Here is a 24107-nt window from a genome sequence, read left to right as displayed (position 1 = left end):
ACAACTGGCTACGAGGTGAGTTGGCATTCTACTCGCTATGCAGGTTTGCATAAATCGACTCTGCGAGCTTTTTACTGATCCCCGGTGCTTTGGCGATCTCTTCGATGCTTGCACGAGACAGCTCCTGCAATCCACCAAAATGTTTCAACAAGTCCCGACGCCGGGTCGGCCCGACACCCGCAACGCCTTCCAGCGTCGAGGTGCGGCGGGTCTTGCCGCGCCGCGCACGGTGGCCGGTAATTGCGAAGCGGTGAGCTTCGTCACGTATCTGCTGAATCAGGTGCAGTGCCGGTGAGTCACCGCGCAGGGTGAACTCATGGGCGGCATCATTAAGATACAAAGTTTCGAAGCCGGCCTTGCGTGTTGCGCCCTTGGCCACACCCAGCAGGATCAGATCCGGCACCGCCAATTCATTGAGCACGTCACGGGCCATCGACAACTGACCTTTGCCGCCGTCGACCAGCAGAATGTCCGGCAGCTTGCCCTCCCCGTCCTTCAGTTTACTGAAGCGCCGAGTCAACGCCTGGTGCATGGCCGCATAGTCATCGCCCGCCGTGACGCCTTCAATGTTGTAGCGACGATAGTCGGACTTGATTGCGCCTTCCGGGCCGAACACGACACAGGAAGCGACGGTGGCCTCACCACTGGAATGACTGATGTCATAGCACTCAAGACGCTGTGGCGGCTCATCCAGATTCAGCACTTCAGCCAGCGCATCGAAGCGCGCTGCCGTGTGTTGACGGTTGGCCAGGCGTGCGCCCAGCGCTTGCTCGGCATTGGTGACCGCCAACTGCTGCCAGCGCGCCCGTGTGCCTCGCACCCGAAGGCTGATGGTCAGTTCACGACCGCGCAACTCGTGGATGGCTTCGATCAGGGCTGTAGCGTCTTCCGGTACCACATTGACGATCAACTCGCTGGGCAGGTCGCGCTCCGGACTGCTGATGTAGTACTGACCGAGAAACGCCGCCATGACTTCGGCAACTTCCTCCTCGATACCAACCTGCGGAAAGAAGTTCTTGCTGCCCAATACACGACCGCCACGCACGCTGATCAAATGAACGCAAGCGCCGCCCGGGTTGACGAAGGCTGCAATAACATCGATGTCGCCCGTGCCACCTTCCATGCTTTGCTGGTCCTGGACCCGGCGCAGCAAGGCAATCTGGTCACGCAACTCGGCAGCACGCTCGAATTCCAGATTGATCGCCGCCTCTTCCATAGCGGTTGACAGCTCATTGGTCAGGGCGTGACTGCGCCCCTCGAGAAACATCACCGAATGGCGTACATCCTCGGCGTAGACCTCAGGTTCAACCAGGCCGACACAAGGCGCCTTGCAACGCTTGATCTGATATTGAAGACACGGGCGCGTGCGATTTTTGTAATAGCTGTCTTCGCACTGACGGACGAAAAAGGTCTTTTGCAAGAGGCTGAGACTTTCGCGAATCGCCCCGGCGCTCGGGTACGGGCCGAAATACTTGCCCTTGGCCTTCTTCGCGCCACGGTGGATGCTCAGACGAGGGAATTGGCCGTCAGACAGAAAGACATAGGGATAGGACTTATCGTCGCGCAACAGAATGTTGTACGGCGGCCGCCACTCCTTGATCAGCGTCTGTTCAAGCAGCAACGCCTCGGTTTCGTTGGCGGTGATGGTGGTTTCGACCTGCGCGATACGCCCGACCAGCGCAGCGGTTTTCGGCGCCAGCCCGGTCTTGCGAAAATAGCTGGCAAGGCGTTTCTTGAGGTTCTTGGCCTTGCCGACATACAGCAGGCGCGCCTCGCTGTCGAACATGCGATAGACGCCTGGACGCCCACTGACTGTCGCCAGAAAGGCGCCGGAATCGAATGCTTCAGTCATGATCAGGCGCTGGCATCAACCATGCCGTGGCGTACTGCCAACAGCGTCAGCTCTACGTCGCTGCTGATCGACAGTTTTTCGAAGATTCGGTAGCGGTAAGTGTTCACCGTTTTCGGCGACAGACAAAGTTTGTCGGAGATGATCTGCACTTTCTGGCAGCCGACAATCATCAAGGCTATCTGGATTTCCCGTTCGGATAAGGCATCGAAAGGTGAATCGTTGGTTGGCTGGAACGATTTGATCGCCAGTTGCTGGGCAATCTGCGGGCTGATGTAACGCTGCCCGGCAAATACCAGGCGGATCGCCTGAACCATTTCCGGCAATCCAGCGCCCTTGGTCAGGTAGCCGGCGGCTCCTGCCTGCAACAGACGTGTAGGAAACGGATCTTCCTCACACACCGTGACAGCGACAACCTTGATGTCCGGATGACTGCGCAACAGTTTGCGCGTGGCCTCGAGACCCCCGATACCGGGCATCTTGACGTCCATCAGGACCACATCGGGTTTCAACTCACGAGCCTTGATCAGGGATTCTTCCCCGGACTCGGCCTGTCCAACCACCTGCAAGCCATCGATATCGGCCAGCATACGTGTAATGCCTGTACGAACGAGATCATGGTCATCGACCACTAGCACCCTAATCAAGCAGACACCTCGCGATATGGTCTTATTGGGATGCCGGACACCTTAGCAAAAAGTGCCGGACAGACCTAGCGGCAAGCGTCATTTAAAAAGTTTCAATTCATCATCGAGGGCTTGCCGGCCGTGGGTTTCAGAGCACAGGTGTACCGAAATCGAGCTGCATCCTCAGGAAACACTCGTCCTCGCCACACACCTTGAAGCCTTTTCTCTTATACAGACTTTGCGCCGGATTATTTTTGAATACTGTCAAACGCAGTGCCTGGAGTTTTTCGCCACAAGCCAGGGCGACAACCTGATCAATCGCCCAGGATCCTGCACCCTGCCTGCGAGAGGTCTCGGCTATCTGCAGCTCGCGTATGTACAAGGCTCGCCGATCGCGACTGAGACTGAAAAATCCCACAGGAATTTCACCAAGAAGGATCAGCCAGTTGTCCCGGCCATCCCAGGCAACGTCGAATGCTTCGTCCTGCCACAGCAGATCATGGGCAATGTAATAGCGCAGCATGTTCTGACACGTCAGCTCTCGGGCAAATACCCGATCAGACGGTTCGGCGCGACGCAAACGGTAAGTCATTGCCCCACCACCACGGGTACTACCCGTCCCTGCCATTCGCCGGCATCACGTCGCGCGACGACCAACAGTTCACCAGGGCCTGGCGCGGCGGCGACCAGCGTGCCATTTTCAGACCAGACTGCACTGCGACCCGCCGATTGCCATCCACCCGTGAGCCCGGCGTGATTGGCCATCAGCACCGCCATTGAGTGGTTTTGGGCATAGCCCTGCAGTATTGCGCTATCTACGCCATAACCTTTCTCGCCAATCAGCACGCCTGCTGCGTACAGGTCGGCGCCAACCTCGGCGGCCGCTGCCGCGTGACTGGCGTGGGAAAAATCAGCACAGACCGCCAGCGCGACGGTATCGCTGCCTATTCGCAAGGCAGAACCACCAGCCCCAGAGGCATAAAAGAGTTCTTCGCCACTGTGCAAATGTTGTTTGCTGTAAACCTTGAGAGAACCGTCCCCGGCTAACGTCAGCGCGCCGATCAATACCTGCGCACTGTCCTCGTGTCGAATCGGCATGCCGACGACAGCGGTGAGGCCCAGCTCGCGAGCGCAATCGCGCAAGGGTTGCAGCATCGTGTCCTGCGGATCGATTGCCAGGTCGGCGGCCATCTGGCCTTCGTAGCCTGTCAGCGACAGCTCCGGGAACACCAGCAGCTCGACGCCCTGCTCAGCCGCCACGGCCATGAAGCGCAAATGACAGGCGATGTTCGCCGCCAGATCACCGGCAACGGAAAACGATTGGGCTGCAGCAATGGTGAACGTCGACATTATTCATCCTTGGGCTTGCGCAAAATCTCAGTGTGTCACAACGTCCGAGGCACCAGAACGATAGGTAACGCCTTGAATGAGCGATAGCAATTTCTGATTGCTCAGGCGTACAGGCCTCTAGTAAGCTCGGCGCATTCATCGGAGACAAACCATGTTCAACGCCCTCTCACAGCTTCGTTCCGCCAGCGCCCTGCGCTCGGTTGCGGCTGCCCGGGCGAATGACGTTTGCGCTCCAGCAAGCTTTTATTTTGGGTATTGGTTTAGCCACTGGCGCGCCTGATACCCACACGGCGCCCATGAAAACGGGTCGCCTACCAGAGAATTCTCAACCCCCGGTCGGCCTCCCGACCGGGGGTTTTGTTTTTTCAGGCCCGAATTTTTTCAGCAACACACCAGACACTTTGAGGAATCACCACATGAACTACGCCACTTATTACCGTTACGACACTTTTACCGCCTGGCGATTTAGCAGCCTCCGCTCGGGACAGCCTGCCGCCTCCGATCGGTCACCCACAGGTGGCAAGCACTCACACGCAGCCAATACGGCCAATTGTCGAACACCCCAGTAGGGCCGAGTGAGCGGGAAGCACCCGCCGCCAGCCCAGGAATCCCGAATATGAACTCGTCTGTTTCTGCTCTGCCACTGACCACCCTGAACTCTGCCAACGAAGCACTGACCCTGCGTCTGCCCAGCTCGTTACAGCTCAAACAGCAATTGCCCCTGAGCAATGCCCTCGCCCAGCAAGTCGCAGCCCACCGCCAGGCGGTCCGCGCGATTCTCAATGGCGAAGACCATCGTCTGCTGGTCGTCGTCGGCCCTTGCTCGATTCATGACCCGCGCTCCGCACTCGAATACGCCGAAAAACTTTCCCGCCTGGCCCATGAAGTCAGCGACGAGATGTTGCTGGTGATGCGCGCCTACATCGAAAAACCACGCACCACCGTCGGCTGGAAAGGCCTGGCGTACGATCCGCAACTCGATGGCAGCGATGACATGGCCGCCGGCCTGACCCTGTCGCGTGAATTGATGCTTGAGATGATCCGCCTGGGACTGCCCATCGCGACCGAGCTGCTGCAACCAATGGCCGCCGGCTACTTCGACGACCTGCTCAGTTGGGTTGCCATCGGTGCACGCACCACCGAGTCGCAGATCCATCGGGAAATGGCCAGCGGCCTGAGCATGCCCGTTGGCTTCAAGAACGGCACCGACGGTGGCGTAACCGTGGCTGTCGATGCCATGCGTTCGGCAGCCCACCCGCATCGACACTTCGGCGTCGACAGCCAAGGGCACCCGGCAATCATTCAGACACCCGGCAACCCCGATACGCACCTGGTACTGCGCGGTGGTCATCAAGGCCCGAACTACGATCGCGAAAGCGTCGCCCGGGTACATGCCGACCTGAACCGCCTGAAGATACCGAGCCGTATCATGGTCGACTGCAGCCACGCGAACAGCGGCAAGGATCCACTGCGCCAGCCTGACGTGTTCAACGAGGTGCTCGAACAACGCCTGCAAGGTGATCGCACCTTGATCGGCATGATGATCGAATCCCATCTGTTCGAGGGCTGTCAGCCTTTGAGCCCTGCCCTGCGCTATGGCGTATCGGTCACCGATGGTTGCCTGGGGTTCAGTGCAACGGAGCAGTTGTTGTCGAACGCGGCCAAACGGCTTAAAACCTGACGGTCAGAACCGCCTTTGCGGGTCGAATCAAAAACCCGCAAAGGTCGAACCATCGCTCAATCCAGGGTTACGCCCGCACCCGAATGCGGGTAATACCGGAAGCCTGACTGGCATCATCCAGTCGCTCCACCAAATACGATACCTGCACTACGGTTTCCCGATGCTCGCGCCAGAAGCGGTACGGCACGATGAATACCAGAGGCTGCCCGGCGTTTTCCCGAGTGATGTCCCGGTCATCGCGATGACTGAAGTACTCGCCATCGCATTTCAGGTACACCAACTCTCCTTCCTCGGCCTGGGCATCGCCAATCACCACGGTAACCCCGTCCACGGTGTCTGCAGCCTCCAGCTCACCGTCTTGTGCTTCCAGCACCTGGGGTGCCGCAAGATCTCCTCGAATCAACGGTGCGATCAGAACTCGCGAGTTCACGGAGTTCCTCACCTGCGCCGCTGCTGATTCAACCCGGTAACTGACGCTCACCTCTTGTGTGGAATGAGCCGAGATGCGATCGGCGGTTATCCAGAAAGACAGCGCCTGACCAACGGCAAACGGTTCTACGATCAGCACATCATTGAACACCGGCATCCCCTCGGCGCCCTGCCAGGACAGGCTGATGCGGTCACCGGCAGCCATCCGGGCATAGGGCCGGACGATGACATTTGTCCCCTGCGGAACACGGGATGGGTCGAGCGTTCCACCGACTGTTTCTTCAATGATTGGTGCAAGCAGCCCAGGCTCGGGATCGCCCACATCCAGTTGCAGGCGACGGGATGACACCGGATGGGACAGTGCAACGCTGTGCAGCGTCCAGTAAACCTCCAGTGAGCCACGCTCCAGCGCCGCAACGTGCTGACCTTTTATGACAAAGACGATTTCCGCGCCCACCTGACCTTCGCTTACCGAGCGAGTGGCTTCATGACTATAAGCCAGTCCTTCATCGTCGAGCCCTTGCCAGCTCAGCACCAGTTTGTCGCCGCAGAGCATGTTCGGATATGGCGCAATCCTGACGAAGGCGTTGCTCAGAGAAGGATCAAGCATCCCGCCCTCCAACACTTCGATCACCGGGGCAGACAGGTACAAGGCTGGCGATGACGCCGGTGCAGGTATCGGCCGATAGCTGAATTCGAGATTTTCACCGTCCACCTTCAGGCTCAGATGACCAGCCCCCTCGGTGGCAACCGACAAGGGGAAGGCATTTTCTGCCGGCATTGCACAAGACTCGCTAGTGACTTCGTAGATAGACATTCGCAGCTCCATTCCTTGGATAGAACGCCACCATCAAGGCAGCGTCGAACGAATTCCATTGAACATCATCCAGCGAATGGGCGAAGTCAGCCCGAAGCCCCGCACCCCCGAGGTAAACACGCCGCACGACGTAGGCAGACGGCAGCGAATCGGTCCATACGCGGCAAAAGATTGCCAAATGTTCCGACTAGCCCCTCAAGCAGAAACGAAAATTCGCACCATTTTTAGTCCAGATTCCCCTCCACTCCGAGGATTTTTCAGACATCGCCAACCCGCAGGCCTGTTTTACAGTGGCACGCACCAACCACTGACCAGCATCAGCAAAAGAGGCAGGAACATGCAACGGAATGCGACAACTCGCTACCCCATCCTTTTGGTCCATGGCCTGTTCGGGTTTGACCGTATCGGCCGTTTCGAGCTTTTTCATGATGTCAAGCAAGCGCTGAGAGAGGCTGGCGGACAAGTGTTTGTGCCGCAGCTGTCTGCGACCCATGACAACGAAGTACGCGGCCAGCAATTGATGTCGCAGATCGAACGTGTTCTGCAAGGAACAGGCGCCGGCAAGGTCAACCTGATCGGACATAGCCAGGGCGCGTTGGCCTGTCGTTACGCCGCTGCGCTGGCGCCGGAAAAAATCGCTTCGGTCACCTCGGTCAGCGGCCCCAACCACGGCTCGGAACTCGCTGATGCATTGCGCCGCGCATTGATTCCGGGGAGCCTGCCGGAGCAGGTGGCGGAACAACTGGCAAGCCGATTCGCGGACCTCCTGTCGCTGCTCAGCGGTCAACAAGCCCTGCCACAGCAAGCCGTGGCGGCACTCAACGCTCTGACGACCACAGGTGTCGGCCAATTCAACAGAAAGTACCCGCAAGGCCTGCCCGCGACCTGGGGCGGTCAAGGTGCGGAGCAGGTCAACGGCGTTCACTACTATTCCTGGAGCGGTACGCTGCAAGACGATTTGTTACAGACAATGGATCCGGTACATGCCGTCTGCCGGGCACTGGCGGGCCATTTTGTCATCGAGGCCGGACAGAACGATGGTTTCGTCGGCCGCTACAGCTCGCATCTGGGCCGGGTCATCCGCTCCGACTACCCCCTCAATCATCTCGCCAGCCTGCGTCGTCCAGACGGTTTGCGCAAACCCGGTCTTGATTCCATCGGACTCTATGTCGAGCACGCGATGCGCCTGAAGGCAGCGCAACTGTAGATGTACGTCAATGTACCGAGTGGAACTTTGCCGAGAAATCGCTTACTGAATCCGGTAGGCTCCACACTTTACTGAAATAGATTGGAGATTTTCCCCATGGCTAAAGCCACTGCCCGCCACATCCTGGTTTCCAGCGAAGACAAGTGCAACGAACTCAAGGCCCAGATCGAAGGCGGTGCTGATTTCGCCGAAGTCGCCAAGGCCAACTCCACCTGCCCGTCCAGCCGTCAGGGCGGCGACCTGGGTTCGTTCGGTCCTGGCCAGATGGTCAAGGAATTCGACACCGTGGTCTTCAGCGCGCCGATCAACGTCGTGCAAGGCCCGGTGAAGACCCAGTTCGGTTATCACCTGCTCGAAGTCACCAGCCGCCAGGACTGATCCCGCGTCCGGTCTGCTGTGCAACGGCCCGCCTTTTGGTGGGCCGTTGTGTTTTGGTTACAGGATACGGCTGGCGACTGACGCGCCGCTCGCGTACAAATTGCGCTTATCGATCACCCGGCTTAAGGCTGACAATGCGACTGGCTTTCCCGACCTTGCTGTTCACTGCCGTGGCCCTGCTGTTGGGCGCCGCTGGTGTGGACGCTACCCCGCAACACGCGTTGACCGTCTATGGCGAACCTGCCAAATACCCGGCCGGTTTCAGCCACTTCGACTACACCAATCCGCAGGCGCCCAAGGGTGGCACCCTGCGCCGTTCGGCGATAGAGATCGGGCATTTCGATCACATCCTGCCTTATATAGACAAAGGCATCGGCGTCACCCAGATCGACGGCATGCTCTATTCGCCGCTGGCCCAGCGTTCGATGGATGAGCCTTACACCGTCTACGGCCTGGTGGCACAAAAGATGGAGCGCTCGGAAGATGGCCTGTCGCTGCGCTTTTTCATCGATCCCAAGGCACGCTTCGCTGACGGCAAGTCGATCACTGCCGAAGACGTGCGCTACACCTATGACCTGCTGATGACCCAGGGCAGCCTGCGCTATCGCACGCAGTTCGCCGACGTCAAAGGCGTGGAAGTGGAAGCGCCGCTGACCGTGCGCTTCGACTTCAAAAGCAACGAGAACCGCACCTTGCCGCTGGACATCGCCACCCTGCCGGTATTTCCCGAGCACTGGTGGAAAACCCGTGACTTCGCTGGCGGCGGTGGCTATGAACCTCCACTGGGCAGCGGCCCGTATCGGGTTGGCAAGGTTGACTCCGGGCGCAGCATCACCTTTGAGCGCAACCCGGACTGGTGGGGCAAGGATCTGCCGGTCAGTCGTGGCCTGTACAACTTCGATCACTTCAGCATCGAGTATTTCGGCGACACCGATGTCGCACGCCAGGTGTTGCGCGGCGGTGCCTATGACTACAACCGCGAGTTTTCCGCCACCGGCTATTCGATCGGTTACGACAGCCCTGCGCTGAGTGACGGTCGTTTGCAGAAGGCCCATCTGGCCACCGAGGCTCCGCAATCGGCTCAGGGTTTCGTGTTCAATCTGCAGAAACCGATGTTTCAGGACCGTCGGGTACGCCAGGCGCTGGCGATGCTCTGGGATTTCGAGTGGAGCAACCGGCAGATGATGCGCAACATGTACATCCGCCAGCAAAGCTATTTCTCCAACACCGCACTGGCCGCCCGCGAGCTGCCAGATGCCGCCGAACTGAAAATCCTCGAGCCGTTGCGCGGGCAGGTTCCCGACGAGGTCTTCACTCAGGTCTTCGAGGCGCCGAAAACCGATGGCAGCGGCCTGATCCGCGACAAACAGCTGCAAGCGCTGCAGTTGCTCGAACAGGCCGGCTGGAAACCTGATGGCGATCAACTGGTCAACGCCGAGGGCGAGCCGCTGAGCTTTACCTTTCTGGTCAGCCAGAACGGCATGGATCGCCTGCTGCTGCCTTACAAACGCACGCTGAAACAGATCGGTATCGACCTGAATATCCGTCGCATCGACTCCTCGCAATACGTCAATCGCCTGATGAGCCGTGACTACGACATGATTGTCACCGGCTACCCGGTCAGCACGTCTCCGGGTGGCGAGTTGCTCAACTACTTCGGTTCGATATCGGCTAACGATCCCGGCGCCAATAACTACATGGTGCTGAAAAATCCGGCGGTCGACACATTGATCAACGGCCTGATCCGCGCCTCGACCCAGAGCGACATGTTGCACTACGCCCACGCCCTGGACCGGGTGCTGCAATGGAACTACTACTGGATTCCCAACTATTACCCGCCAGGCACCTCGACCGTCTGGTGGAACCGTTTCGGCATGCCGGCGATCCAGGCCAGCAATGACGAAGCCATCGAGAGCTGGTGGGAAATCAGCAGCACGCCATTGACCAACCAGCAGATGACCGCCGAGAAAATCGGCCGTGGCAGACCCGGAGGACCGCACTGATGTGGGCATACATTCTGCGGCGCCTGCTGCTGATCATTCCGACGCTGGTGATCATCCTGCTGGTCAATTTCGTGATCATTCAGGCGGCGCCCGGTGGACCGGTCGAACAGGCCATCGCCCATCTGCAAGGGATCGGCGGTGCGAGTGTCGGTGGCAGTGCCAGCGAAACCATGAGCAACACTTCGCGTGCCAGCCGTGGCCTCGATCCGCAACTGATCAAGGACATCGAAAAGCAATACGGTTTCGACAAGCCGGCGCATGAACGCCTGTGGCTGATGCTCAAGAACTACGCACAGCTGGACTTCGGCAAAAGCTTTTTCCGCGGCGCGACGGTCACCGATTTGATTCTGGAAAAAATGCCGGTGACCATTTCCCTCGGCTTGTGGGCGACGCTGATCACCTATCTGGTGTCGATCCCGCTGGGCATCCGCAAAGCGGTGCATCACGGCAGCCATTTCGACATCTGGAGCAGCACCGCGATCATCATCGGCTACGCGATGCCGGCGTTTCTGTTCGCGATGTTTCTGATCGTGGTGTTTGCCGGTGGCACGTCATTGAACTGGTTCCCGGTGCGCGGACTGGTATCCGACAACTTCGAATCACTGTCGACCCTGGGCAAGATCGCCGATTACTTCTGGCATCTGGTGCTGCCAGTGACGGCGCTGGTGATCGGCGGCTTTGCCACGCTGACGATCCTCACCAAGAACTCTTTCCTCAATGAAATCACCCGCCAGTATGTGGTCACCGCGCGCGCCAAAGGCCTGAGCGAACGACGCGTGCTTTACGGCCACGTATTCCGCAACGCGATGCTGCTGGTAGTCTCGGGGATTCCGCAGGCGTTCATCAGTGTGTTCTTTGCCGGTTCGCTGTTGATCGAAGTGATCTTCTCTCTCGACGGCCTCGGCCGCATGAGCTACGAAGCGGCGGTTTCCCGAGACTATCCGGTGGTGTTCGGTTCACTGTTCATCTTCACGCTGTTTGGCCTCTTGATAAAACTGATCGGCGACCTGTGCTACACCCTGGTCGATCCGCGTATCGACTTCGCCGCGAGGAATGCCTGATGTTCAAGCTCTCGCCTCTGGGCCGTCGCCGTTTTGCCCGATTCAAGAAAAACCGCCGTGGCTGGTGGTCGTTGTGGCTGTTTATTGGACTGTTTGTGGTGACGCTAGGCGGTGAACTGATCGCCAATGACAAACCACTGGTGGTGAGCTACCAGAACCAGCTCTACTTCCCGGTCTTCAAGCGCTACACCGAACAGGAGTTTGGCGGGCAACTGCCGTTCCAGGCCGATTACCGCAGTGACTATGTGCAGAACCTGATCCGCAAGGACGGTGGCTGGCTGCTGTTCCCGCCGATCCCGTTCAGCGATGACACGCCCAATTACGACCTCAACCAACCTGCGCCGAGCCCGCCCTCAAAGGTCAACTGGCTCGGTACCGACGATCAGGCGCGTGATGTGTTGGCGCGGGTGATTTTCGGTGCCCGGGTATCGATCTTGTTTGCCCTGATGCTGACCGCCGTCAGCGCGCTGATCGGCATTGCTGCCGGCGCCCTGCAAGGCTATTACGGCGGTTGGGTCGATCTGTTCGGGCAGCGCCTGCTGGAGGTCTGGAGCGGATTGCCGGTGCTGTACCTGCTGATCATCCTGTCCGGTTTCGTCGAGCCGAATTTCTGGTGGCTGCTGGGGATCATGGCGCTGTTTTCATGGCTGGCGCTGGTCGATGTGGTGCGCGCCGAATTCCTGCGCGGGCGTAATCTGGAATATGTCAAAGCGGCGCGCGCGTTGGGTCTGAGCGACCGCAAGGTGATTGTCCGGCACATCCTGCCGAATGCGATGAACGCGACGCTGAGTTACCTGCCGTTCATTCTGACCGGGGCGATTTCCACCCTCACCGCTCTCGACTTCCTCGGTTTCGGCATGCCCGCCGGCAGTGCCTCGCTGGGCGAGCTGATCGGCCAGGGCAAACAGAACCTGCAAGCGCCGTGGCTCGGGCTGACCGCATTTTTCACCCTGGCGCTGATTCTTTCTTTACTGGTGTTCATCGGCGAAGCGTTGCGTGACGCGTTCGACCCTCGATCCTGAAGTGTGACCATGACTGATAACCTGATCGAAATCCGTGACCTGAACGTCGCCTTCCATGGCCAGCCGGCGGTGCGCAACCTGTGCCTGGACATCCGCCCCGGCGAGTGCCTGGCGCTGGTCGGCGAGTCGGGCTCGGGCAAATCGGTGACCGCGCATTCGATCCTGCAACTGCTCCCCGAAGGTGATGCGCAAACCAGCGGCAGCATTCGCTATCGCGGCCAGGAATTGCTCGGCGCCGATCCAAAGGTCTTGCGTGAGCTACGCGGCAATCGGATCGCAATGATCTTCCAGGAGCCGATGACCTCGCTCAACCCGCTGCACACCATTGAAAAGCAGATCGGCGAAACGCTGTTGGTGCATCGCGGCCTGGGCGGTAAAGCGGCGCAACTGCGCATTCTTGAACTGCTGGAACTGGTGGGTATTCAGAAGCCCAAAGAGCGCCTCAAGGCCTATCCGCATCAGCTGTCCGGCGGCCAGCGGCAACGGGTGATGATCGCCATGGCCCTGGCTTGCGAGCCGGAACTGCTGATCGCTGACGAGCCGACCACGGCGTTGGATGTGACGGTGCAGCGCAAGATCCTGCTGCTGCTCAAATCCTTGCAACAACGCTTGGGCATGTCGCTGCTGCTGATCAGCCACGACCTCAATCTGGTGCGCAGCATTGCGCAACGGGTGTGCGTGATGAAGGCTGGCGAAATCGTCGAGCAGGCGCCGTGCGAAACCCTGTTTACCGAACCGAAGCACCCTTACAGCTGCGTGCTGCTGAATGCCGAACCGGAGGGCGAAGCCCTGCCCCGGGACGAGCGCGAGAACGTGCTGGAGGTGGCTGATCTACGGGTCGAGTTCATCGTCGGCGGCGGTCTGTTCCAGCGCAAACAATACTTGCGTGCGGTGGACGGCATCAGCCTGAATATCCAGCGCGGTAAGACGCTGGGCATTGTCGGTGAATCCGGCTCGGGCAAGTCGACCCTGGGCCAGGCGATTCTGCGGTTGCTCGACTCCGAGGGCAGTATCCGTTTTCAGGGCACCGCCCTCGACGGCCTCGATCAGAAGCAATTGCGACCGTGGCGTCGGCAGATGCAGGTGGTTTTTCAGGACCCGTTCGGCAGCCTCAGTCCACGGATGTCCGTGGCGCAGATCATCAGCGAAGGACTGGAGGTGCATTGTCAGTCCAGCGCCGAAGAGTGCGATGCTCAGGTGATCCGTGTACTCAAGGAAGTTGGCCTGGATCCGGAAAGCCGTCATCGCTACCCGCACGAATTTTCCGGCGGCCAGCGCCAGCGCATCGCCATCGCCCGGGCGCTGGTGCTGAAACCGGCGCTGATCCTGCTCGACGAGCCGACCTCGGCCCTCGACCGTACAGTGCAGAAACAAGTGGTCGCCCTGCTCCGCGACCTTCAGGAAAAACATGGCCTGACCTACCTGTTCATCAGCCACGACCTGGCGGTGGTGCGAGCGCTGGCGCATGACATGATCGTGATCAAGGATGGCAAGGTAGTCGAGCGCGGTGCCAGCCACGAGGTGTTCGACTCGCCGCAGCATCCTTACACCAAAGAGCTGTTGGCGGCGGCGCATCCGGGGTAGGCATAATCGGCGCTAGCCTTGATACCGAGTCGCGACTTTCGCTGGCAAGCCAGCTCCCACAGGGATTTGGGTTGTATCCAAATATGGGGTACACCAAAGAAACCTGTGGGAGCTGGCTTGCCAGCGAAGAGGCCCGAACAGACAACCCAAACTCCGGACCAACTCACGCATGAACACCTCCGAAAGCCTCAAGGACTACCAACGCGTGCGCACGCTGGCGATCCGCTCGCTGTTCGAGATCATCGAGCAGTCCAGCGAAGGCACGGTGATTGTCGATCGTGATGCGAACATCGTCTGGATGAACGAACGCTATGCCCGGCGTTTTGGGCTGGAGTCGGCGAAAAAAGCCATCGGCAAACCCTGCGAAAGCGTGATCCCCGGCAGCCTGCTGCGTGAAGTGGTGCGCACCGGCCGGCCAATCCTTCTGGACATGCAGGACACACCGAAAGAGCCGCTGGTGGTGATGCGCCTGCCAATCCACGACGACGCCGGGGCGGTGATTGGCGCCATCGGGTTTGCCCTGTTCGATGAATTGCGCAGCCTGTCGCCGATGCTCAAGCGCTACCTGAGCATGCAGGAAGAACTGGCCTCGACCCGCTCCCTGCTAAGAGCGCGGCAGACCAAATACAACTTCGCCCATTTCATCGGCACCAGCAGCGCCAGCCTCGAGGTCAAGCGCCGCGCCCGCCGCAGCGCCAGCGCCGAATCCCCGGTGTTGCTGCTCGGCGAAACCGGCACCGGCAAGGAGTTGCTGGCTCAGGCGATTCACAGCGCCTCGCCCCGCGCGCACAAGGCGTTCGTCAGCATCAACAGCGCGGCGATTCCCGAAGCGCTGCTGGAAGCCGAATTCTTCGGTACTGCCCCCGGTGCGTTTACCGGCGCCGACCGCAAGGGTCGCACCGGCAAGTTGCAGATCGCTCAGGGCGGTACGCTGTTTCTCGATGAGATCGGCGACATGCCGTTGCCGCTGCAAAGCAAACTGCTGCGGGTGCTGCAGGAAAAGGAGTTCGAGCCGGTTGGCTCCAACGACGTGATCCAGAGCGATGTGCGAGTGATCGCGGCGACGTCGACCGATCTGCAAGCCGCGATCAAGCGCGGCGAGTTCCGCGCCGATCTGTATTACCGCCTCAACGTGCTGCCGATCCAGGTCCCGCCACTGCGCGAGCGCCTCGACGATCTGCCAGCGCTCAGCGAGGCGATCCTTGAAGAGCTGCGCAGCCAGCATGAGCTGAGTCGCGCAGCGCTGGAATTGCTCGGACAACATGCGTGGCCGGGCAACATCCGTGAGTTGCGCAACGTGCTGGAACGCGCGGCGCTGCTCAGCGATGACCTGATCCTCAGCGAAGAGGATATTCACGCTGCGATCGGCACCTTCACACCGGTTGAACGTCCGTCTGCAACCACGCTGGTACCGTTGGCGGAAGAGACTTTTGCCCAGGCGCGGCAGCGGTTTGACCGGCAGTTGATCGAATCTGCTCTCGCGCAATGTGCGGGCAAAGTGCCGGAGGCGGCGGCTCGGTTGGGGTTGGGGCGGTCGACGTTGTACAAGAAGATGTTGGCCTTGGGTATCGCCGAGTCTCAATAAAGAGATTTAGTCTCGCTAGTGAGACATTCACTTCAAGATCAAAAGATCGCAGCCTTCGGCAGCTCCTACGGGGTAGATACGGACATTCCATGTAGGAGCTGCCGAAGGCTGCGATCTTTTCGCTTCAAAGCAGTCTCACTATCGAGACAAATCTTCGAACAGTTCAACGCAAAAACAAATAAAACCTATATATTTCAACGCGTTACAAAGCTGGCACACATCTCGCTATAGCTCCCTCCTACCTGGCAACACCCACAAAAATAACAATCCCTGGAGACACTCCATGAGTGTGATCATCGCTTTGGCAGCCCTCGCGCTGCTGATGCTTGCCGCCTACCGTGGCTACAGCGTCATCCTCTTCGCCCCGATTGCCGCCCTCGGCGCCGTTCTGCTCACTGACCCCTCCGCCGTCGCCCCTGCCTTCACCGGGGTGTTCATGGAGAAAATGGTCGGTTTCATCAAACTGTATTTCCCGGTATTCCTGCTCGGCGCCGTGTTCGGCAAGTTAATCGAATTGTCGGGGTTCTCCCGTTCGATCGTGGCCGCAGCGATTCGCCTGCTCGGCACTCGCCAGGCGATGCTGGTGATCGTGCTGGTCTGCGCCCTGCTCACCTACGGCGGCGTATCGTTGTTCGTGGTGGTGTTTGCGGTGTATCCGTTTGCCGCGGAAATGTTCCGCCAGAGCAATATCCCCAAGCGCCTGATCCCGGCAACCATCGCCCTCGGCGCATTCTCGTTCACCATGGACGCCCTGCCCGGCACGCCGCAGATTCAGAACATCATCCCCAGCACCTTCTTCAACACCACCGCATGGGCCGCGCCGTGGCTGGGGGTGATCGGCACGATTTTCGTGTTCTGCGCCGGCATGCTGTTCCTGCAGCGCCAACGCAACAAGGCCCAGCGCGCCGGCGAAGGTTATGGCACCGAGCTGCGTAACGAGCCGGAAACTGCCGAAGACCTGCAGCTGCCAAACCCATGGATCGCCCTGTCGCCACTGCTGGCAGTGGGCATCATGAACCTGCTGTTCACCCAGTGGATTCCGCAGTGGTACGGCAAGACCCACAGCCTCGCGTTGCCGGGGATGGCCACGCCGGTGACCACGGAAATCGCCAAGCTCACGGCGATCTGGGCGGTGCAGGCGGCATTGCTGATCGGCATCCTGATGGTGCTGGTGTTCGGCTTCAAGGCGATTCGCAGCAAACTCGCCGAAGGCAGCAAAAGCGCGGTCAGCGGCGCACTGCTGGCGGCGATGAACACCGCCTCGGAATACGGTTTCGGTGCGGTAATCGCTTCGTTGCCGGGTTTTCTGGTACTGGCCGACTGGCTCAAGCAAATCCCCAATCCGCTGGTCAACGAAGCGATCACCGTGACCCTGCTGGCGGGTATCACCGGTTCGGCATCGGGCGGCATGAGCATCGCGCTGGCAGCGATGTCCGAGCAGTTCATCGCGGCGGCGCACGCGGCGAACATTCCGCTGGAAGTGCTGCACCGCGTGGCCGCGATGGCCAGCGGCGGCATGGACACCCTGCCGCACAACGGCGCGGTGATCACCCTGCTGGCGGTCACTGGCCTGACCCACCGCGAAGCCTATAAAGACATTTTCTGTATTACGCTGATCAAGACCCTGGCGGTCTTCGTAGTGATTGGCACTTTCTACGCCACTGGCATTGTGTGAGGTATTCATGACGACTCTTTCGGGCAAGACCGCACTGGTTACCGGTTCCACCAGCGGCATCGGTCTGGGCATCGCCCTGAGCCTGGCCAAGGCCGGCGCCAACCTGATTCTCAACGGTTTCGGTGATGCCTCGAGCGTGATCGCCGAAGTCGGCCAGTTTGGTGGCAAGGTCGGTCATCATCCGGCGGACGTCAGCGACCCGGCGCAGATTGCCGACATGATCGCTTACGCCGAACGCGAATTCGGCGGCGTCGACATTCTGGTCAACAACGCCGGGATTCAGCACGTGGCGGCCGTGGAGGAGTTTCCGGTGGAGCGCTGGGACTCGATCATCGCGATCAACCTGTCATCGGTGTTCCACAGCACCCGCCTGAGCCTGCCGGGCATGCGCGCCAAGGGCTGGGGGCGGATCGTCAACATTGCCTCGGTGCATGGTCAGGTGGGTTCGACTGGCAAGGCTGCGTATGTTGCGGCCAAGCATGGGGTGATCGGCTTGACCAAAGTGGTTGGCCTGGAAACAGCCACCAGCAACGTCACTTGCAACGCGATCTGCCCGGGCTGGGTGCTGACGCCACTGGTGCAGAAGCAGATCGACGATCGTGCGGCCAAAGGCGTCGATCCGCAGCAGGCGCAGCATGATTTGCTGGCGGAGAAGCAGCCGTCGCTGGAGTTCGTTACGCCGCAGCATCTGGGGGAATTGGTGTTGTTCCTGTGCAGCGAGGCTGGCAGCCAGGTGCGGGGGGCGGCGTGGAATATTGATGGGGGCTGGTTGGCGCAATAAACGACGCGAAACCGCTGTGGCGAGGGAGCTTGCTCCCGCTGGGTGGCGAAGGCGCCCCCGGCAATTTACGACTGCTGCGCAGCCGATCGGGAGCAAGCTCCCTCGCCACAGAATTAAGTGCTACACCCTGGCCTGCGTGCTTGCACAACACAACAAGAGGCAAACCAATGTCCGACCTCCTCTGGCAACCCGATGCCGAGCGTATCGCCCAATCGCGCATGGATCAGTTCCGCCGCGATATCAATCAGCGTCATGGTCTGGCCCTGAGCAGCTACACCGACCTGCACCGCTGGAGCGTGGATCAGCGCGAAGCGTTCTGGCAGGCGATCGTCGACCTCTTCGACATCCGCTTTCACACCCAGCCCGACGCCGTCCTGCGTGAAGGCGCGCAGATGCCCAGTGCCGAATGGTTTCCCGGCGCGACCCTGAATTTTGCCGAACACCTGCTGCGCCGTCGTGACGATGCCGTTGCAGTGATCGCCGTGGCGGAAAACGGTCAGCGCGAACAGCTGACCTGGGCCGAACTGGCCGAGCACGTCGCCGGTTTTCAGGCCAGCCTGCAAGCCGCCGGTGTCGGCCTCGGCGACCGCGTGGCCGCGTGCATGCCCAACACCTGGCAGACCCTGGTGGCGATGCTCGCGACCACCAGCCTCGGCGCGATCTGGTCGTGCTCGTCGCCGGACTTCGGCACCCACGGGGTGATCGACCGTTTCGGCCAGATCGAACCCAAAGTGTTGATCACCTGCGCCGGCTACCGTTACGCCGGCAAAGACATCGACCAGACCACCAAGGTCAACGAAATCCTCGCGCAACTGCCGTCGCTGCAGCAGTTGATCATCGTCCCCTACGCTCGCGCGCAGGCCCATGTCGAGGATTACCACAGCCACGCCAACGTGACGTTGTGGGACGACTTTTACCAACCCGGCAGCGAACCGCGGTTTGTCCCGGTGCCGTTCAATCATCCGTTGTACGTGCTGTATTCCAGCGGCACCACCGGCGTACCCAAATGCATCGTGCACAGCACCGGCGGCGTACTGCTGCAGCATGCCAAGGAGCATGGCCTGCACGTCGATCTCGGCCCCGGTGACCGGTTGTTCTACTACACCACTTGCGGCTGGATGATGTGGAACTGGCTGGTCTCGGCTCTAGCCGTCGGCAGCGCAGTAGTGCTGTATGACGGTTCGCCGTTTCACCCCGGCCATGAACGACTGCTGGATCTGATCGACGACGAGCGCATCAGCGTGTTCGGCACCAGCCCGAAGTTTCTCGCGACACTGGAAAGCAGCGGCTTGAAGCCTGCGCACAGCCATGATCTGAGTAGCCTGAAGACCTTGCTGTGTACCGGTTCCGCGCTGTCGCCGCAGAGCTACGACTTCGTCTACCGCGACTTCAAGCGCGATGTGTGCCTGGCGTCGATGTCCGGCGGCACCGATGTGGTGTCGTGCTTCGTCAACGGCAACCCGCTGTCGCCCGTGCGCCGAGGCGAGATCATGGGCAAGAGCCTGGGCATGGCCGTTGAAGTATGGAATGACAAAGGCGTCGCAGTGATCGGCGAAAAAGGCGAACTGGTCTGCACCCGGCACTTCCCAGCCATGCCCGTCGGCCTGTGGCACGACCCTGACGGCGAAAAGCTGCGCAAATCCTATTTCAGCCTGTTCCCCGGCGTCTGGGCCCAGGGCGACTACGCCGAGCAATTGCCCCACGGCGGGATGCTGATCCACGGCCGCTCCGACGCGGTGCTCAACCCCGGCGGCGTGCGCATCGGCACGGCGGAAATCTATCGTCAGGTCGAGAAAGTCCCGCAGGTGCTGGACAGCGTGGCGATCGGACAGCAATGGCAGGACGATGTGCGCGTAGTGCTGTTTGTCCGTCTGCAGGATGGCTTGACGCTGGATGACGCCCTGCAACAGCAGATCCGCCAGGTGATCCGCGCCAACACCACACCGCGCCATGTCCCGGCGAAGATCGTCGCGGTGACCGATATTCCGCGCACCATCAGCGGCAAGGTGGTGGAACTCGCGGTGCGCAATGTGGTGCATGGCGAGCCGGTGAAAAATACCGATGCGTTGGCCAATCCTGAAGCGCTGGAGCAGTTTCGCAGTCGCCCGGAGCTGTCGGACTAACACCGTTCCCCTGTAGGAGCCAGCCTGCTGGCGATAGCGAAGTGTCATCCATACAAATATCAACTGATACGCCGCCATCGCCAGCAGGCTGGCTCCTACAGGGGAACGGTGTTCAGTCCATCAAGCCCCACTCGCCTGATGATGAAGGCGCGGGCGCCGGGCCCGTCTCGGCGTGCAGCTTCAAACGCAGGCGCAGATTGTTCTGCGAATCGGCATGTTTGAGCGCTTCGTCTTCACTGATCACGCCCTCCACCACCAGCCCGTACAGCGCCGCGTCGAAGGTCTGCATGCCGACCTCGCCGGACTTCTCCATGATGCCCTTGAGTTCGCCCAACTCGTTGCGGCGGATCAGGTCGGCGATGGTCGGCGTGCCAAGCATCACTTCGACCGCCGCCCGGCGCTGCCCATCAACAGTGCGCACCAGCCGTTGCGAAACAAAGGCCTTGAGATTGTTGCCCAGCGCATGCAGCAACTGCGGGCGGCGCTCTTCGGGGAATAGATTGACGATACGGTCCAGCGCTTGATTGGCGTTGTGCGCATGCAGCGTCGACAGCACCAGATGCCCGGTGTCGGCAAACGTCAGCGCATGCTCCATGGTTTCGCGGTCGCGGATCTCGCCGATCAGCACCACGTCCGGGGCCTGGCGCAGGGTGTTTTTCAGCGCCGCATGGAAACTGCGGGTATCGACGCCGACTTCGCGTTGATTGATGATCGAGCGCTGGTGCCGATGGATATACTCCACCGGGTCTTCGATGGTGATGATGTGCCCGCTGCTGTGGCGGTTGCGGTGGTCAATCAGCGCTGCCAGCGAGGTGGATTTACCGGAGTCGGTGGCGCCAACGAACAGGATCAGCCCTTGTTTGAGCATCACCGTTTCCAGCAGTACCGGCGGCAGTTTCAGGTCTTCGAATCGCGGGATATCGAGTTTGACGTTGCGGATCACGATTGACACATCATTGCGTTGCTTGAAGATGTTCACCCGAAAACGCCCGACGCCCGTACGGGAAATCGCCAGGTTCATTTCCAGATCCCGATCGAACTCGCGCCGCTGCTCGGCGTCCATCAAGGAGTTGGCGATGGCCTCGACCTCACCGGGCTTGAACGGCCGCTCGCTGAACGGCGTCAGCACGCCATCGATGCGCGCACTGGGTGGCGCTCCCGTGGACAGGAACAGGTCAGAGCCGTGCTGGCTCGACAGACGGAGCAAAAGTGCGTCGATTTCCATGGCAAATAGCACCCGCGAAGCATTCAATTAACAGAAATGACCCAGTGTCGTGACGTAACGGGTCATACAGCGTCTACCGCAAGTGCAAGAATAGTAGATGCCAACGCACTGACCGACGCTCAGGATACATGTGATGAACGCAGCACCCTCCCCCGATGACGCCCAAGCCCTGATCGCCCGTACCGACTGGAGCCGCACTCCGTTGGGCGCTTCTGGCACCTGGCCGCAAAGCCTGCGCACCGCGGTGGACATCGTGATTCACTCACCGATGCCGATGCTGCTGTTGTGGGGGCCGCAGCTCACGCAGATCTACAACAATGGCTTTGCAATGCTCGCCGGGAGCAAGCATCCGCACGCTTTCGGACAGCCCGCGCACCTTATATGGCCAGAACTTCAGGACTTTACCGACCCGATTTATCGAGCCGTCCTACAAGGCCAGGTGCGTACCTACAGCGAACGACGATTTACCCTGCAACGTGAAGGCAAGGAATCCGACTTCTGGCTGGACCTGACCTACAGCCCCATCCGCGATGAAAACACCCAGGTGGCGGGGATTCTGGTGACGGCTATCGAAACCAACGAGCGCCGACGCATCGCCCTCGAACTGCAACGCCGCTCCGACGAAAGCCTCAAGGCCCAGCGCGATACCGAGGAACGCCTGCAACTGGCGCTGGCCGCCACCGATGCGGTCGGCACCTGGGATTGGGACATCGGTGAAGACCGCTTCATCGCCGACGCGCATTTCGCCCAATTGCACGGCATCGACCCGGCGCTGGCCAGCCTGTTGCCGATCAGCGATTACCTGCAAGGCGTGCACCCCGAGGACCGCGCCCTGATCGCCCGCAGCATCAAGCATTGCATCACCCACGGCACCGAGTACGCCGAGGAATATCGCCTGCTGAAAGCCGACGGTGAACTGCGCTGGGTGTTTGCCCGGGGTCGCTGTTACAAGGATCACCACGGGCGACCGGTGCGCTTCCTCGGCGCCGCGCTGGATCTGACCGAGCGCAAGCACACCGAGCAGGCGCTGCGCCAGAGCCAGACGGAATTGCAGCTGATCATCAATGCAATGCCGATCCTCATCAGTTACGTCGACCACGAAGAGCGCTTCCGCCTGAACAATGCGGCGTATCTGGACTGGTATGGCCTGACGCCGCAGGAGCTGTATGGCCGCACCATTCGCGAAGTGATCGGCGAAGAAGCCTACTTCCTGCGCGCGCCCTATATCGCCGAAGCGCTGGCCGGGCGGCCCTGCTCGTTCAGCCTGTACACCCCGCATCGCGACGGCAGCAACCGCCATGCGCTGATGAATTACCTGCCGCGCCACGGCGCCGACGGCTCAGTCAACGGTTTCTATATTTTCGTGATCGACGAATCCGAACGAAAAAAAACCGAAGAAGCCTTGCGCAATCTCAACGAAACCCTGGAAGAACGGGTCAGCGCCCGCACCGAACAACTGGCCCAGGCCAATCAACGCCTGCAGAACGAAATGTTCGAACGCGAGCGCGCCGAAGACGCGTTGCGCCATGCGCAAAAGATGGAGGCGGTCGGCCAGCTCACCGGCGGTATCGCCCACGACTTCAATAACATGCTCACCGGAATCATCGGCAGTCTGGACCTGATGCAGCGTTACATCGCCGACGGCCGCGCCGATGAAATCGGCCGTTTCACCGAAGCGGCGGTGTCGTCGGCCAACCGAGCGGCGGCGCTGACCCATCGGCTGCTGGCGTTCTCGCGCCGGCAGTCGCTGGACCGCAAGACCCTCAACGTCAACGAACTGATTCATTCGCTGGAGGATTTGATCCGCCGCACCAAGGGCGATCCGATCGAACTCATACTGAATCTGGCCGACGATGTCTGGCCGATCAGCACCGACGTCAGCCAACTGGAAAATGCCCTGCTCAACCTGGTGATCAACGCCCGCGACGCCATGCCCGATGGCGGCGAGCTGCTGATCGAAACCGCCAACGTCTACCTCGACGGCAACGACATCACCACCCTCGAACCGGTCAAGGCCGGCGACTACCTGATGCTGGCGGTCAGCGACAACGGCACCGGCATGACGCCGTCGGTGCGCGCCAAGGCGTTCGATCCGTTCTTCACCACCAAACCGATCGGCCAGGGCACCGGGCTCGGGCTGTCGATGATTTATGGCTTCGCCCAACAGTCGGGCGGGCATGTCAGCCTCGACAGTCTGCCGAATCAGGGCACCTGTGTGCGCCTATACTTGCCGCGCCTGAACCTGCTGGAACCGGAACGGCCAGTCGTGGAAACCCTCGGTGCCGCGCCGACGGCCACCTGTGGCGAAACCGTGGTGGTGGTTGAAGATGACCCGGCAGTGCGCATGCTGGTGCTCGATCTGCTCAAGGAGCTGGGTTACCTCGCCCACGAAGCCGCCGACGCCAGCGCCGCCCTGCCGCTGCTGGAATCGGAGATGCGCGTGGATCTGCTGGTGACCGATGTCGGTCTGCCGGGGATGAATGGCCGGCAACTGGCGGAAATCGCCCGCCAGCATCGTCCGGGCCTGAAAGTGCTGTTCATGACCGGTTACGCGCAGAAAGCCGCCGAGCGTCAGGGCTTTCTGGAGGATGGCATGGACATGGTGTCCAAGCCGTTTTCGATTGAAGTGCTGGCCAACAAGATCCGCGAGATGATCAACCAAACGCCGTCACTTGAGGCATAATCCCGCGCCCCGCCGTCACCCCGTTACA

Annotated in this window: 18 protein-coding genes; 12 read left to right on the top strand and 6 right to left on the bottom strand. The window is 60.3% G+C overall.

Annotation, left to right across the window (positions count from 1 at the left end; genetic code table 11):
- Positions 1 to 28: 28 nt before the first annotated feature.
- The 4 genes from uvrC to ACIP8I_RS00915 form a co-directional block, all read right to left on the bottom strand.
- Positions 29 to 1852 carry an excinuclease ABC subunit UvrC gene (uvrC, locus tag ACIP8I_RS00930; RefSeq protein ID WP_123586495.1) on the bottom strand — a complete coding sequence of 608 codons (1824 nt, stop codon included), beginning with the start codon at positions 1850 to 1852 and terminating at the stop codon, positions 29 to 31.
- A 2-nt stretch (positions 1853 to 1854) separates the two neighbouring features.
- On the bottom strand, positions 1855 to 2496 hold the full coding sequence (gene uvrY, locus ACIP8I_RS00925) for a UvrY/SirA/GacA family response regulator transcription factor (protein ID WP_024012761.1): 642 nt from the start codon (positions 2494 to 2496) through the stop codon (positions 1855 to 1857).
- A gap of 127 nt (positions 2497 to 2623) precedes the next feature.
- Positions 2624 to 3067: a GNAT family N-acetyltransferase gene (locus ACIP8I_RS00920; RefSeq protein WP_400758008.1), complete on the bottom strand. Its 444-nt coding sequence runs from the start codon at positions 3065 to 3067 to the stop codon at positions 2624 to 2626.
- Entirely contained in the window at positions 3064 to 3825 is a 762-nt protein-coding gene (locus tag ACIP8I_RS00915) for a carbon-nitrogen hydrolase family protein (protein WP_400758007.1), read from the bottom strand. Before ACIP8I_RS00915 ends, ACIP8I_RS00920 begins: the two co-directional genes overlap by 4 nt.
- A 616-nt stretch (positions 3826 to 4441) precedes the next feature.
- Here ACIP8I_RS00915 and ACIP8I_RS00910 point away from each other — a divergent pair.
- The gene (locus tag ACIP8I_RS00910) at positions 4442 to 5506 is read left to right on the top strand and encodes a 3-deoxy-7-phosphoheptulonate synthase (RefSeq protein WP_400758005.1); all 1065 of its coding nucleotides are present in this window, start codon (positions 4442 to 4444) and stop codon (positions 5504 to 5506) included.
- Between the two features lie 67 nt (positions 5507 to 5573).
- On the opposite strand, the gene ACIP8I_RS00905 is transcribed toward ACIP8I_RS00910, so the two are convergent.
- A complete protein-coding gene (locus tag ACIP8I_RS00905; RefSeq protein ID WP_400758003.1) occupies positions 5574 to 6752 on the bottom strand; it encodes a hypothetical protein in 1179 nt (392 codons plus the stop codon).
- A gap of 337 nt (positions 6753 to 7089) precedes the next feature.
- Between ACIP8I_RS00905 and ACIP8I_RS00900 the strand changes: the two genes are divergently transcribed.
- The 10 genes from ACIP8I_RS00900 to ACIP8I_RS00855 all read left to right on the top strand — a co-directional run bounded on the left by ACIP8I_RS00900 (position 7090) and on the right by ACIP8I_RS00855 (position 20171).
- Positions 7090 to 7959 (top strand): triacylglycerol lipase, encoded by an 870-nt coding sequence (locus ACIP8I_RS00900; RefSeq protein WP_007965094.1) that lies wholly within the window; start codon positions 7090 to 7092, stop codon positions 7957 to 7959.
- Positions 7960 to 8055: 96 nt separating this feature from the next.
- Complete coding sequence (locus ACIP8I_RS00895) at positions 8056 to 8337, top strand: peptidylprolyl isomerase (protein WP_007912303.1); 282 nt, start codon at positions 8056 to 8058, stop codon at positions 8335 to 8337.
- 134 nt (positions 8338 to 8471) lie between these two features.
- The gene (locus tag ACIP8I_RS00890) at positions 8472 to 10340 is read left to right on the top strand and encodes an extracellular solute-binding protein (RefSeq protein WP_400758001.1); all 1869 of its coding nucleotides are present in this window, start codon (positions 8472 to 8474) and stop codon (positions 10338 to 10340) included.
- Complete coding sequence (locus tag ACIP8I_RS00885; RefSeq protein WP_007965097.1) at positions 10340 to 11401, top strand: microcin C ABC transporter permease YejB; 1062 nt, start codon at positions 10340 to 10342, stop codon at positions 11399 to 11401. Before ACIP8I_RS00890 ends, ACIP8I_RS00885 begins: the two co-directional genes overlap by 1 nt.
- On the top strand, positions 11401 to 12423 hold the full coding sequence (locus ACIP8I_RS00880; RefSeq protein WP_400757999.1) for an ABC transporter permease: 1023 nt from the start codon (positions 11401 to 11403) through the stop codon (positions 12421 to 12423). Before ACIP8I_RS00885 ends, ACIP8I_RS00880 begins: the two co-directional genes overlap by 1 nt.
- Positions 12424 to 12432: 9 nt before the next feature.
- Positions 12433 to 14007: an ABC transporter ATP-binding protein gene (locus ACIP8I_RS00875; RefSeq protein WP_400757997.1), complete on the top strand. Its 1575-nt coding sequence runs from the start codon at positions 12433 to 12435 to the stop codon at positions 14005 to 14007.
- A gap of 169 nt (positions 14008 to 14176) precedes the next feature.
- Positions 14177 to 15592, top strand: coding sequence for a sigma-54 interaction domain-containing protein (locus ACIP8I_RS00870; RefSeq protein WP_400757995.1), 1416 nt, complete (start codon positions 14177 to 14179; stop codon positions 15590 to 15592).
- A 283-nt stretch (positions 15593 to 15875) separates the two neighbouring features.
- Positions 15876 to 17267 carry a GntP family permease gene (locus ACIP8I_RS00865; RefSeq protein ID WP_007965105.1) on the top strand — a complete coding sequence of 464 codons (1392 nt, stop codon included), beginning with the start codon at positions 15876 to 15878 and terminating at the stop codon, positions 17265 to 17267.
- 7 nt (positions 17268 to 17274) lie between these two features.
- Positions 17275 to 18048 carry a 3-hydroxybutyrate dehydrogenase gene (hbdH, locus tag ACIP8I_RS00860; protein WP_047294787.1) on the top strand — a complete coding sequence of 258 codons (774 nt, stop codon included), beginning with the start codon at positions 17275 to 17277 and terminating at the stop codon, positions 18046 to 18048.
- Between the two features lie 167 nt (positions 18049 to 18215).
- Positions 18216 to 20171: an acetoacetate--CoA ligase gene (locus ACIP8I_RS00855; protein ID WP_400757993.1), complete on the top strand. Its 1956-nt coding sequence runs from the start codon at positions 18216 to 18218 to the stop codon at positions 20169 to 20171.
- A gap of 112 nt (positions 20172 to 20283) precedes the next feature.
- Here ACIP8I_RS00855 and ACIP8I_RS00850 read toward each other — a convergent pair whose 3' ends face one another.
- On the bottom strand, positions 20284 to 21396 hold the full coding sequence (locus tag ACIP8I_RS00850) for a PilT/PilU family type 4a pilus ATPase (protein ID WP_400757991.1): 1113 nt from the start codon (positions 21394 to 21396) through the stop codon (positions 20284 to 20286).
- A gap of 133 nt (positions 21397 to 21529) precedes the next feature.
- On the opposite strand from ACIP8I_RS00850, the gene ACIP8I_RS00845 reads away from it, so the two are divergent.
- Positions 21530 to 24079 (top strand): PAS domain-containing protein, encoded by a 2550-nt coding sequence (locus ACIP8I_RS00845; RefSeq protein WP_400757989.1) that lies wholly within the window; start codon positions 21530 to 21532, stop codon positions 24077 to 24079.
- Positions 24080 to 24107: the final 28 nt, after the last annotated feature.

Origin of the sequence: Pseudomonas sp. NPDC088414 (assembly GCF_044753325.1) — a bacterium.
Classification (GTDB): Bacteria; Pseudomonadota; Gammaproteobacteria; order Pseudomonadales; family Pseudomonadaceae; genus Aquipseudomonas.
This window is presented reverse-complemented; position numbering and strand designations above follow the sequence as displayed.

Coding starts and splice junctions, on each gene's coding strand:
- uvrC (WP_123586495.1), bottom strand. CDS start 1,852: ATGACTGAAGCATTCGATTCCGGCGCCTTTCTGGCGACAGTCAGTGGG.
- ACIP8I_RS00920 (WP_400758008.1), bottom strand. CDS start 3,067: ATGACTTACCGTTTGCGTCGCGCCGAACCGTCTGATCGGGTATTTGCC.
- ACIP8I_RS00915 (WP_400758007.1), bottom strand. CDS start 3,825: ATGTCGACGTTCACCATTGCTGCAGCCCAATCGTTTTCCGTTGCCGGT.
- ACIP8I_RS00910 (WP_400758005.1), top strand. CDS start 4,442: ATGAACTCGTCTGTTTCTGCTCTGCCACTGACCACCCTGAACTCTGCC.
- ACIP8I_RS00905 (WP_400758003.1), bottom strand. CDS start 6,752: ATGTCTATCTACGAAGTCACTAGCGAGTCTTGTGCAATGCCGGCAGAA.
- ACIP8I_RS00900 (WP_007965094.1), top strand. CDS start 7,090: ATGCAACGGAATGCGACAACTCGCTACCCCATCCTTTTGGTCCATGGC.
- ACIP8I_RS00895 (WP_007912303.1), top strand. CDS start 8,056: ATGGCTAAAGCCACTGCCCGCCACATCCTGGTTTCCAGCGAAGACAAG.
- ACIP8I_RS00890 (WP_400758001.1), top strand. CDS start 8,472: ATGCGACTGGCTTTCCCGACCTTGCTGTTCACTGCCGTGGCCCTGCTG.
- ACIP8I_RS00885 (WP_007965097.1), top strand. CDS start 10,340: ATGTGGGCATACATTCTGCGGCGCCTGCTGCTGATCATTCCGACGCTG.
- ACIP8I_RS00880 (WP_400757999.1), top strand. CDS start 11,401: ATGTTCAAGCTCTCGCCTCTGGGCCGTCGCCGTTTTGCCCGATTCAAG.
- ACIP8I_RS00875 (WP_400757997.1), top strand. CDS start 12,433: ATGACTGATAACCTGATCGAAATCCGTGACCTGAACGTCGCCTTCCAT.
- ACIP8I_RS00870 (WP_400757995.1), top strand. CDS start 14,177: ATGAACACCTCCGAAAGCCTCAAGGACTACCAACGCGTGCGCACGCTG.
- ACIP8I_RS00865 (WP_007965105.1), top strand. CDS start 15,876: ATGAGTGTGATCATCGCTTTGGCAGCCCTCGCGCTGCTGATGCTTGCC.
- hbdH (WP_047294787.1), top strand. CDS start 17,275: ATGACGACTCTTTCGGGCAAGACCGCACTGGTTACCGGTTCCACCAGC.
- ACIP8I_RS00855 (WP_400757993.1), top strand. CDS start 18,216: ATGTCCGACCTCCTCTGGCAACCCGATGCCGAGCGTATCGCCCAATCG.
- ACIP8I_RS00850 (WP_400757991.1), bottom strand. CDS start 21,396: ATGGAAATCGACGCACTTTTGCTCCGTCTGTCGAGCCAGCACGGCTCT.
- ACIP8I_RS00845 (WP_400757989.1), top strand. CDS start 21,530: ATGAACGCAGCACCCTCCCCCGATGACGCCCAAGCCCTGATCGCCCGT.